Source organism: Stenotrophomonas sp. JAG2 (assembly GCF_041080745.1).
Classification (GTDB): domain Bacteria; phylum Pseudomonadota; class Gammaproteobacteria; order Xanthomonadales; family Xanthomonadaceae; genus Stenotrophomonas; species Stenotrophomonas maltophilia_AA.
In genome coordinates, this window is the sequence record NZ_JBEUMH010000002.1 from 386,885 (window position 1) to 397,969 (window position 11,085).

Sequence of the window (11,085 nt, forward strand, 5' to 3'; positions counted from 1 at the left end):
GTGGCGAAGCAGGCCGTGTCCGCTCAGTACACCGGCAACGAAATGAAGCTGGCCTGCTGCGGCGCGTGCCAGATCTGCTGCGTCGCCTTCTGGTAATCGCCCGGCTTGGCCAGGTAGATGTTCGGCACGAACGTCTGCGGATTGCGGTCATACAGCGGGAACAGGCTGGACTGCACCTGCACCATGACCCGATGACCCGGCTGGAACACATGGTTCGCGGTCGGCAGACCGAACTTGTAGTCCAGCACCTGATTGCTCGCGATCGCCTTCGGATCGCTGAAGCTCTCGCGGTACCGGCCACGGAAGATCGCCATCGAGACCGACAGCTCGTAGCCGCCCATCTCGGGCGTCGACGGCGTCTGGTCCGGATACACATCGATCAGCTTCACCACCCAATCGCTGTCGCTGCCGCTCGTCGCCGCCTGCAGATTGACCTGCGGCGCACCACCGATCCGCAGCGGTTCGGTCAAGGGCTCACTGACGAACGTCAGCACGTCCGGCCGGCCGTCCACGAAGCGCTGATCCTTCACCAGCCAGCTGGTCCACATATCGCGGTCGGCGAACCGCACCGGGCGCGGCACGAACGGCACCGGCTTGGCCGGATCGGACACATAGGCTTCGAACGTGGCCTCCCCCGCCTGCGGTGCCTCGAAGGACAGCTTGCCGCCCGCGCGCAGGTACAGCGGCCGGGACTGGGCCACGCTGCGCGGCCACTGCTGCAGCTTGTCCCAATGGTTCTCGCCGGTGTTGTAGATCAGCACCGGCGGTGTCTGCGCCTTGGGCGCGCCATCGACCAGGTACTGATCGAAGAACGGCTTGAGCACATCGCGGCGGAACTGCAGCGCGGTATCGCCGTCGAACTTCAACGGCCCCAGGCTGCTGCCGTCATAGTTGACCTGGCTGTGTCGCCACGGGCCCATCACCAGATAGTTCAGCGCGTTGCCGGTGTCGCGCGGCTCCATCGCCGCATAGCTGTGCACCGCGCCCCACATGTCTTCCTGGTCCCACAGGCCCTGCAGCCACATCGTGGGCACCTTCAGTTCGGTCTTGGCCATGCGCGCGTCCAGCGCCTGCTCCTGCCAGAACGCGTCGTAGCCCGGATGCTCGATCAGCTTGTGCCACCACGGCAGCTGGTCCAGCCCATTGGCCTTGGCGTAGTCGCCCGCCGAGCCGGCGCGCAGGAAGGTCGTGTAATCGTCGTAGCCCACGCTGGGGATCGACGGCCCCTTGCCGCGCTTGGCCAGCTGCCCGGTGAAGTAGCCGAAGTTGACCTGCCGGAACGCCCCGTAGTTGAGCCAGTCGTCGCCCATCCAGCCATCGATCATCGGGCTCTGCGGCGCGGCGACCTTCAACGCCGGGTGCGGGTTGGTCAGCGCCATCACCACGGTGAAGCCCTCGTAGGATGAGCCCAGCATGCCGACCTTGCCGTTGCTCTCGGGCACGTGCTTGACCAGCCAGTCGATGGTGTCCCACGCGTCGGTGGCGTGGTCGACCTTGGTGTTGTTGAGCGGCCCGCGCAACGGCCGGGTCATCACGTAATCGCCCTCGGAGCCGTACTTACCGCGGATATCCTGGAACACCCGGATGTACCCGCCATCGACGAACACCTCGTCGCCCTGCGGCAGGATGTCGCGCATGTTCGGCGAATCCATGCGCTTGGCGCGGTTGGCGGCGTCGTACGGCGTGCGGGTCAGCAGGATCGGCGCGTTCCTGGCGCCTTTGGGCACCACGATCACCGTGTAGAGTTTCGTTCCGTCACGCATCGGCACCATCACCACGCGCTTGTCGTAGTTGTCCTGCGCCGTGGGCGTCACGAAGCCCTTGGCGGGAATGTCCGGGGTCATCGGCGAGGTCTGCGCCGACACACTGGCCGCAACCATCAGACTCAACAGCGCAACTGGCAATACACGCACACGCATGGGGCTCTCCCGGCAGTGATGGCAACTCCCGCAGCCTAGCGCTGCGGGCGCTGCCCCGGTAGATGCCGATCGGCCTGTTCCGTGGCCATTTCGCGCATTCAGCTGCCAACCACCGTTTCATGCAAAGCCTGCCAGGCCAGCGTGCCGTCAGCGCTGCCCACCAGGATGGCCAGGGCTTCGCGGCCATGGACCACGCCACCGGCCTCGCTCTGGTCTTCGCGGTAGCGCACCGCGCAGGCATTGGCACCCAACGGCAGATACTGCAAGGCATCGACGGTGATCTGCAGACCGGGCCGGCTGCCATGGGCCGATCCGAAGAAGCCTGCCAGCGCCGGCTTGTCCAGGCGCACGCCACGGATGCCGACCATGCTGAAGTCGTCGTTGAAACGGGCGAGCAGCGCGTCCAGTGCAGCCACCGGCGCGCGGCCGGTGAACCAGTCTTCGATCAGCACATGCAGGTCATGGATTTCGGTGAAGGCACGCGTGTCATTCATGGGGAGGTTCTCAAGGAAAGGGAGGACGCCGGCAGGCGCCACAACAGCAGGATCGGCAGCAGGCTCATGCCGGCTGCCAGCATCAGGGTGAGCGTGAATGCCTGTGCCGGCAGGACGGCGGAGAGCAGCGCCAGGACGCAGGCCAGCAGTGCGGCGGCCAGGCAGAAGCTGAGCTGGCGGTTGAGGTTCCACAGCGCGCTGCCCGGCAGCAGCTCCGCATCCGCCAGGCCCTGGAAGGCGAGCGTCTGCGCACTGCTGCTGCACAGGCTGCCACCCAGCCCCATCAGCGCGAACGCCAGCACCGGCAACCACGGGTGGCCGGCCTGCACGCCGATCAGCAGCGCGATGCCGAGCGCCTGACATCCCATGCCGAAGCTCAACAGCGGGCGCGCGCCGATGCGTGGCAGCCAGTGCCGGGTGGTGGCAATCGCGCAGGCCGAGGCGATCGCCCACGGCAGCATGAAGCCACCGATGGCGGCGGCCCCGTAGCCTTGCCGATGCAGGAGCAGCGTCGCCACCAGCTGGGTGCCGATGAAGGTGCCGGGCACCAGCAGATAGACCAGCATCGCCAACCGCAGCGAGGCATGCCGCAGCAGCGACCACTGCAGCACCGGCTGATCGGTCCGACGCGCACTGCGGGCGTAGAGGAACAGCACCACGGCGGCGGCAACCAGCAGCCCGGCGCCCACCGGCCGCTGGCCCGGCTCGGCGATCAGGCTCAGCGCGACCAGCAGCACGCTCAGCCCCACCGAGCCCAGCAGCAGCCCGCGCCGGTCCAGCGCTGGCGCGGACAGCGGCGCACCCGGACGCACCCAGCGGGCCGCCAGCGCCAGGGCCACCACGGCCAGCGGCACACTGACCAGCAGCACGCCCCGCCACGAGCCCCACTCCACCAGCACGCCCCCCAGGGTCGGCGACAGCGCCGGCACCAGCAGCGCGACGGCCATGATGCGGGCGGTCAGGCGTGCGCGGTCGGCCGGCGGGCATTCGCGATAGGCCATCGCCTGCCCGACCGGAATCAACAGGCCCCCACCCAGCCCCTGCAGCAGGCGCCAGCCGATCAGCCACTCGATGCTGGGGGCGGTGCCTGCCAGCATCGCGCCCAGGGTGAACAGCGCCAGCGACACGCACAGCAGCCGGCGCTCACCCAGGCGTGCCGCGAGCCAGCTGCCGAGGGGAATGACCAGGGTCAGGCCGAGCATGTAGGCGTTGCCGATCCACGCCAGCTGCGGCACGGAGGCCTGCAGGTCAGTCGCGATGGCCGGATAGGCGACCGTGCCGATGAACATGTTCACCAGGTCCAGCGAGAATCCCAGCAGGTACAACGTTTCCACTCTCGCCCGGTAGGTCATGGCGCGCTCCGATTGCAAGGCGGCAGCATGCGCGTTGGCGGTGGCTGGATATACGGGCAATCGAGTGCAAGACTGTCAAACCATTTTTGACAGACACGGCAGCCATGGTCAGCCTGGACCGCTTCGAAACCTTCAAGGCGATTGTCGATGCCGGCAGCCTGACCGCGGCCGCGGAGCGCCTCGGCCAGAGCCGGGCCGTGGTGAGCTTCAATCTCAAGCGGCTGGAGCAGGAACTGGGCGTGACCCTGCTGGTGCGCAATACCCGCAGCCTGGCGTTGACCGAGGCCGGCGAACGCTTCTACCAGCACTGCACCGCCCTGCTGGCGACTGCCGAGCTGGCGATCGAGGAGGCCCGCAGCGAACAGCTGCAGCTGCGTGGCACGCTGCGGCTGACCACCACGCCGGAGTATGCGATCGCCCGGGTCGTGCCGGTGCTGGAATCGTTCCGCGCCCTGCATCCCGAGCTGCGCCTGCACCTGTCGACTTCACCGGCGCCGGCGGACCTGATCCCCGAGCGGTTCGATCTGGCGATCCGGCTGGGGCGCCTGCAGGACTCGCAGCTGCGCGCGACCCTGCTGGACGAGCACGCGCTGTGCGCGGTCGCCTCACCCTCGTTGTTGTCCACGTTGCCCGACGATGCGGCACGCGACGATCCGGACTGGATCCGCACGCTGCCACGGTTGGGGTATCCGCGCCTGGCGGACCTGCCGCTGGTGGCCCCCGATGGGAGCACCGCGCTGTTTGCCTGCAACCCCGCCCATGCGGTGGTCACGGTCGACAACGCCTCCACGCTGCGCGCCTTCGCGCTGGCCGGGGCCGGCGCGACCGTGTTGCCGCAGTGGTTGATCGATGACGATCTGGCGCAGGGCCGGCTGCTGCCGATCCTGCGCCACCATCGTTTCCCGCGCCAGGGCGTGTATGCGGTGTTTCCGAACACCGCCCAGCCCTCGCGCCGGGTCCGGCTGCTGCTGGCGCACCTGCGCGAGCACCTGCCGGGGTGACCGGTGGCACGACCAACGGTCGTGGCCTGCCCGTCAGAACGTTGGCACGACCAACGGTCGTGCCCTACCCCGTAACGCGCCTCGGGTCCGATCCGCGGTAGGTACCGACCGTTGGTCGGTACCGGCGCGTCCGTCAGCTCAGCGGACGATCTGCTCGGCCAGCTCCAGCGGCACGCGCTGGACCGGCGCGTTGGCCGCGCGCGACAGCTGCACTTCGTACTGCCCACCGGCGATCTTCCACTGCTTGTCGGCGGTGTCGAAGCTGGCCAGCGTCTTCGGTTCGGCTTCGATGCGGATCCGGCGGCTCTCGCCCGGCTGCAGCATGACCTTCTGGAAGCCGATCAGGCGGATCGGCGTGATGCTGCCCTGCGGCAGCTGCAGGTACAGCTGCGGCACATCCGCACCGGCGACCTTGCCGGTGTTGCGCACGTCCACGCTGGCGACCACACGCTGGCCTTCCACCACCACCTGCAGGTTGTCGTAGCCGAAGCTGGTGTAGGACAAGCCATGGCCGAACGCGTACTGCGGAGTCAGGCCCTTGGCGGCGAACCACTTGTAGCCGACGTTGGCGCCTTCGATGTCGTAATCGATGGTGTCATCCGGCTTGTTCTTCGGGTTGAAGCCCAGGCCGTTGACGTGCGGGCGCGGCAGCTGGCTGACATCCACCGGCCAGGTCACCGGCAGGCGGCCGGACGGATTGACCTTGCCGGTCAGCAGCGCGGCGATGCCTTCGCCACCGCGGATGCCCGGGTACCAGGCCTGCAGGATGGCCGGTACCTGCTGCAGCCACGGCAGCTCGACCGGGCCATTGGTTTCCAGCACCACGACGGTCTTCGGGTTGGCCTTGGCGACCCCGGCGATCAGCTTGTCCTGGTTGTCCGGCAGCTGCATGTGCGGCAGATCGACCGACTCGGCCGACCACTGCGTGGCGAACACGATGGCCACATCGGCGGCAGCGGCAGCGCGCGCGGCGGCAGCCACGTCACGGCCATCCACGTAATCGATGCGGGCATCCGGACGCTCGGCACGCAGCGCTTCCAGCGGCGAGGACGGGTGGAAGATCACCGGGCCCGGCCAGGTCGTCGGCATCACACCCGGCACCGCATTGGTGCCGCGCGCGGTCCAGCCCACCATCGAGGAACCGCCGCCACCGATCACGCCCTTGTCGGCATGGCCACCGATGATGACGATGCGCTGCACGTCCTTGCCCAGCGGGAGCAGGTCACCGGCATTGCGCAGCAGCACGCTGCCTTCTTCGACGGTGCGCTGCGCGGCGTGGAAGCCGGCGTCGTCGTCGATCGGCTCATGCACCGGCGGCAGATCGAAATTGCCGTGCGCGAACATGGTGCGCAGGATGCGGCTCACCATGTCGTCCAGACGCGCCTGCGGCACCACGCCACCGGCTACGGCCAGGCGCAGCGGTTCGTCGAAATAGACCGCCTTGTCGAACACTTCACCGGCCGACTGCTGGTCCAGGCCGGCCAGCGCCGCCTTGGAGCCGCTGTGCACGCCGCCCCAGTCGGACATCACGAAACCGGGGAACTTCCATTCCTGCTTGAGCACCTCGTTCATGAGGTAATCGTGTTCGCAGCCGTAGGTGCCGTTGATGCGGTTGTACGAGCACATCGCCGAACCGGGCTTGCCGATGTCGATGGCGATTTCGAAAGCCAGCAGGTCCGACTCGCGCATCGCCTGTTCGCCGATCTCGGCGCTGTGGAAATTGCGCGAGGTCTCCATGTCGTTGAGCGCGAAGTGCTTCATCGTGGAGATCACGTGCTGGCTCTGCACGCCGCGGATCGATTCGCCGACCAGCACGCCGGCCAGCAGGGGATCTTCACCGGCGTATTCGAAGTTGCGGCCATTGCGCGGATCGCGCTGCAGGTTGACGCTGCCGGCCAGCAGGATGTTGAAGCGCTGCTGCCAGGCTTCACGGCCCATGGTGGCGCCACCGGCGAAAGCGATATCCGGGTTCCAGCTCGACGCGGTGGACGGACCGGACGGCATCGCGGTGGCGTGGTCGCCCTTGCGCAGGCCACCCGGGTTGGTCACGCCGACGCCGGCATCGGCCGACTGCTGCGAAGGAATGCCCAGGCGCGGCACGCCCGGCACGAAACCGGCCGAACCGACCGCGCCTTCCGGCAGCGGACCGCCGTCCTTGCCCAGCCCGAAGTAGCTGTGCAGCATCTGGAACTTCTCGTCCACCGTCATCTGCGCGAGCAGGGCCTTGGCACGGGCATCGGCGTTCAGGGCGGTGTCCATCCACGGCGTCTCGCCACCGACCGGCGCGGCATAGCCCAGGGTCAGCAGCGTGGCCGCGGTGGTGCCCTTCCTGCCGTCATGGGTGCGCAGCTTGATCGGGGCCGAGCTGGCCGACTGGAAGCCGTCACTGAAGTAGCTCTCGTTGGCTTCCAGCGCGACGCGCGACGGATCGAAGCCGGCGGTGGTGGCCGCATCGGCGCTGACCGCGCCCAGCAGCACGGCCGGTGCGCCCAGGCGCGAACGGGTGACCAGCGGCGGCAGTGCGGCGGCATCGGCAGCGCTGGTGTACAGCGCGACGACGTGGCGGCCATCGTTGAGGCGCAGGTAATTCAGCGACGGCTGTTCGGTGCCCGACTCGGCTTCGATCGGCAGGCGGGTCAGCACGACGCTGCCGGTCTGCTGCGCGGCGGCAGGATCGGCGGTCACGAAACGATAGTGGTAGCCCAGCGCGTCGGCCAGACCCTGCAGCGGGTCCACGCGGTCGGCGCGGCGTTCCACGTTGCGCACGGTCAGGGCATCGACCTGCAGCTGCTCCAGCTGCGCGGCGACCACGGTCGCATCCAGCTCATCCGGGGTCTGTTCCAGGGTCAGCACGGTGAACGCGTCGGTGGTGGCAACCGGGGCGGCAGCCCAGGCGGAAGCGCTCAGCGAGAGCGCGATGGCGGCCGTCAGGGCCAGGGGCTTTGAAATCGTTTTCATGAGCGGACGAAACACCTTTGCTTGCGCAATAAATCCAGGGAGTCTTGCCGCAGAAGGGTGCAGCGCCATGTCGGCGGGAACCACGCGCAGGCGCGCGGAACCGTTTACAACGCAAGGCGATGACGGCTACGTCCAGGCCCCTCCGCCCGTCGTGACAGCCGCACCACCCGGGAGCCCGTTACCGGCACTCCACCCCGGAAGAGTGGGCGAGCCTGTTCATGCCTGTCAACAGGATGCTTACATTTGGGACACCGTGGGCCTCGGGATTCACGACGAAACTGGCTTGATGACCCGGGTCTCGGCGGCCTCCACCACCTGGCCGCGCTGGTCGCGCGGCTGCATCAGCGCCAGGGGGCGCTCGTCGCTGTCGGCCTGCAGGACCGAGCGTGGTTCGCCCGGCGCGAACAGGAAGGCTTCGCCCCATTGGCGCAGCGCCACCACCAGCGGGAACAGCGCGCGACCGCGTTCGGTGAGCACGTATTCCTGATAGCTGCGGCCTTCGGCCAAGGGCTGCTGCGCCAGCACCTCCGCCTCCAGCAAGGCCTGCAGGCGCTGGCTGAGCATGCTCCGCGACATCCCCAGGCGGCGCTGGAAATCGCTGAAACGGCGCACCCCGTCGAAGGCCTCGCGCACGATCAGCAGCGACCAGCGGTCGCCGACCAGATCCAGCGCGCGCCCGACCGGGCAGGTTGTCATCGACTCGGTGGCCATCAGGATTCTCCGCTCAAGGTTTCATTTTAGAACCACATGCCGCAGAATCAACTGGTTCTATTTTGAGACTGAATGATGGCGACCACCGCCCCCGGAGTTTCCCCTTCCCCGCTTCCCTCCGCCCTGCTGATGCTGTTCGCCTGCGCCGCCGGCCTCAGCGTGGCCAATGTCTATTACGCGCAGCCCTTGCTGGATGCGCTGGCGGCCGATCTGCAGATCAGCACCGGCCGCATCGGCGCGGTGATCGCCGCCACCCAGCTCGGCTCGGTCGCCGCCCTGCTGTGGGTGGTGCCGCTGGGCGACCGCATGGAGCGTCGCCGCCTGATGGCGATCCAGACAGTGGGCCTGGTGCTCGCCCTGCTGGCCGTCGCGATGGCCGCGCAGGCCTGGAGCCTGTTGCTGGGCATGCTGGCGGTGGGCCTGCTCGGCACCGCGATGACCCAGGGGCTGATCGCCTATGCGGCCGCCGCCGCAGGCGAGCACGAGCGCGGCCGCGTGGTCGGTGCCGCACAGGCCGGCGTGGTGGTCGGGTTGCTGTTGGCGCGCGTGATGGCTGGCGCGGTGGCCGATCTGGGCGGCTGGCGCGCGGTGTACCTGCTCTCGGCGGCGCTGATGGTGGTGACGGGCACCCTGTTGTGGGCGCGCCTGCCGCGGCTGCCGGTGCCCATCACGTCCAGCGCGCGGACCGGCGTGATCGCCCTGCTGCGGCAGCAGCCGGTGCTGCGCCAGCGCGGCGTGCTGGGCCTGCTGCTGTTCACCGTGTTCGGGCTGTTCTGGAGCAGCATGAGCCTGCCACTGGGCGCACCGCCATATGCGCTCAGCCACACCGGCATCGGCGCTTTCGCGCTGGTCGGCCTGCTCGGTGCCTTGGCGGCGGCACGCAGCGGGCACTGGAGCGACCGTGGCCATGCCGGTCGGGTCACCACCGGCGCCCTGCTGCTGATGCTGCTCAGCTGGGCGCCGATCGCGGCGATGTCCCACCACCTGGGCTGGCTGGTGCTTGGCGTGCTGCTGCTGGACCTCGCCGTGCAGGCGCTGCACGTGACCAACCAGAGCCGGATCCTGGCCGCGGCCCCGCACGCACAGGCGCAGGTGATCGCCGCGTACATGCTGTTCTACGCTGCAGGGAGTGGATTGGGTGCGCTGGCCGGCAGTGCGCTGTATGCCGCCCATGGCTGGAACGCGGTATGCGCGGCCGGCGTCGGCATATCGCTGCTGGCACTGCTGGCGTGGTGGGCGATGACGGGTTATCACGCCATCACCGGTGGTCATGAGCCCTGCCCGGTTCCCGGCGGAGCGCGGATCGATAATGACTGCTCACGTCCGGAGCAACCGCATGCCCCCACACCGCCACTTCGATCAACTCTGGCGCGACCGCAATGACACCTCCCGGCAACGCAGCCCGCGGGTGCTGATCCGGGTGTTCGTCGGCCCGGGCGAACTGGAAGCGCGGGTGGCGTTCTACGAGCAGTTGCAGGGCGTGGTCGCCGATGCGGGTTTCCCGTTCCCCGAGGCCGGCCTGCGCCTGGCGATGGTCGGGGCGTTCCTGCTGATCGAAGGAGCGCCGGACAAGCTGGCCCCGTTCACCTCCACCACCGGGACGCTGCTGGTCGATGACGTGCAGCCGTATTACGACCGGCTGGTGGCGGCCGGGGCGCAGATCATCTTCCCGCTGCAGGTCGTGCCTACCGGCGCGGCCTTCAATGCGGTGCATCCGGACGGCACCGTGGTCGAGTACGTGCACCACCGGCCCGATCCACAGGGGCGCTGAGTAGATCCACGCCATGCGTGGATGCCCTCCATCACGCACTTGGCCATCCCATCTGGCGCGCTGCCATGCTGCTCTCCTGAAGCATTCAGCACCCTCAACCGGTTCGGAATCCGGCTGCCGAATTCGTTAGCATTTTTACTAATTGCGGGTAGGATTGTCGGTCTCAGCCTTTGACACGCGTGCTGCCGATACTCGCCGCCATGCCCTTGTTTCCCGCCCGTTTCCGCCTGCTCCAGCCCTGCCGGGAGGCCCGCTGATGGGCGCCGTGCTGGCCCTGGACCGGCTGCTGGAAACCCGCCGGGTCTGGCGGGGGCAGCCACGTGCGGCCTTCCCGGAGGTGGCCCCGCACCCCACCGGTCACCCGGCGCTGGATGCCCGCCTGCCCGGCGGTGGCTGGCCGCCTTCGGCGTTGTCGGAGGTACTGCTGGCTTCGCCCGGGGTCGGTGAGCTGGCCCTGGTCTGGCCGACCCTGGCACGGCTGAGCCAGCAGCAGACCGTGGTGCTGATCGCTCCGCCGCACCTGCCGCATGCCCCGGCCTGGGCCCGCGCCGGGCTGGCGCTGGGCCAGGTGCAGGTGGTCCAGGCCAGCCCACGCGATGCGCTGTGGGCCGCCGAACAATGCCTGCGCTCGGCCGCCTGCGCGGCGGTGCTGTGCTGGCCGCAGCAGGCCGATGACCGGGCGCTGCGCCGGTTGCAGGTGGCGGCTGAAACCGGCCAGTGCCTGGGTTTTTCCTTCCGCGATGCCCGGCATGCGCGCAACCCCTCTCCGGCCGCGCTGCGCCTGCAGCTCGACGATGGCCAGGTGCGGGTGCTCAAGTGCCGTGGCGGGCTGGCACCGGCGCAGCCGTTGCCGCTGGCCGTGGCCCATTGAGCCGCCGC

9 protein-coding genes are annotated in these 11,085 nt (G+C 68.7%); 4 read left to right on the top strand and 5 right to left on the bottom strand.

Annotated elements, in window-relative coordinates:
* Positions 1 to 23: 23 nt before the first annotated feature.
* From AB9O74_RS03840 to AB9O74_RS03850, 3 genes are all read right to left on the bottom strand, one after another.
* Positions 24 to 1,919 (bottom strand): CocE/NonD family hydrolase, encoded by a 1,896-nt coding sequence (locus AB9O74_RS03840; protein WP_369348495.1) that lies wholly within the window; start codon positions 1,917 to 1,919, stop codon positions 24 to 26.
* Positions 1,920 to 2,017: 98 nt separating this feature from the next.
* Positions 2,018 to 2,413 carry a hypothetical protein gene (locus tag AB9O74_RS03845; RefSeq protein ID WP_369348496.1) on the bottom strand — a complete coding sequence of 132 codons (396 nt, stop codon included), beginning with the start codon at positions 2,411 to 2,413 and terminating at the stop codon, positions 2,018 to 2,020.
* Positions 2,410 to 3,765, bottom strand: a complete 1,356-nt coding sequence (locus AB9O74_RS03850; protein ID WP_369348497.1) for an MFS transporter — start codon at positions 3,763 to 3,765, stop codon at positions 2,410 to 2,412. The genes AB9O74_RS03845 and AB9O74_RS03850 overlap by 4 nt, the downstream gene beginning before the upstream one ends.
* 104 nt (positions 3,766 to 3,869) lie before the next feature.
* Here AB9O74_RS03850 and AB9O74_RS03855 point away from each other — a divergent pair, with 104 nt between their 5' ends.
* Complete coding sequence (locus AB9O74_RS03855) at positions 3,870 to 4,766, top strand: LysR family transcriptional regulator (RefSeq protein WP_176988711.1); 897 nt, start codon at positions 3,870 to 3,872, stop codon at positions 4,764 to 4,766.
* A 138-nt stretch (positions 4,767 to 4,904) separates the two neighbouring features.
* Here the strand turns inward: AB9O74_RS03855 and AB9O74_RS03860 are convergent, their stop codons facing one another.
* Positions 4,905 to 7,724, bottom strand: a complete 2,820-nt coding sequence (locus AB9O74_RS03860) for a beta-glucosidase (RefSeq protein ID WP_369348498.1) — start codon at positions 7,722 to 7,724, stop codon at positions 4,905 to 4,907.
* A 267-nt stretch (positions 7,725 to 7,991) separates the two neighbouring features.
* Positions 7,992 to 8,435: a winged helix-turn-helix transcriptional regulator gene (locus AB9O74_RS03865; RefSeq protein ID WP_369348499.1), complete on the bottom strand. Its 444-nt coding sequence runs from the start codon at positions 8,433 to 8,435 to the stop codon at positions 7,992 to 7,994.
* A gap of 75 nt (positions 8,436 to 8,510) precedes the next feature.
* On the opposite strand from AB9O74_RS03865, the gene AB9O74_RS03870 reads away from it, so the two are divergent.
* From AB9O74_RS03870 to imuA, 3 genes are all read left to right on the top strand, one after another.
* Positions 8,511 to 9,818: an MFS transporter gene (locus AB9O74_RS03870; protein ID WP_369348500.1), complete on the top strand. Its 1,308-nt coding sequence runs from the start codon at positions 8,511 to 8,513 to the stop codon at positions 9,816 to 9,818.
* Positions 9,772 to 10,206 (top strand): VOC family protein, encoded by a 435-nt coding sequence (locus AB9O74_RS03875; RefSeq protein ID WP_070425312.1) that lies wholly within the window; start codon positions 9,772 to 9,774, stop codon positions 10,204 to 10,206. The genes AB9O74_RS03870 and AB9O74_RS03875 overlap by 47 nt, the downstream gene beginning before the upstream one ends.
* Before the next feature lie 256 nt (positions 10,207 to 10,462).
* Positions 10,463 to 11,077 carry a translesion DNA synthesis-associated protein ImuA gene (gene imuA, locus AB9O74_RS03880; RefSeq protein WP_369348501.1) on the top strand — a complete coding sequence of 205 codons (615 nt, stop codon included), beginning with the start codon at positions 10,463 to 10,465 and terminating at the stop codon, positions 11,075 to 11,077.
* The last annotated feature ends 8 nt before the right edge of the window (positions 11,078 to 11,085 follow it).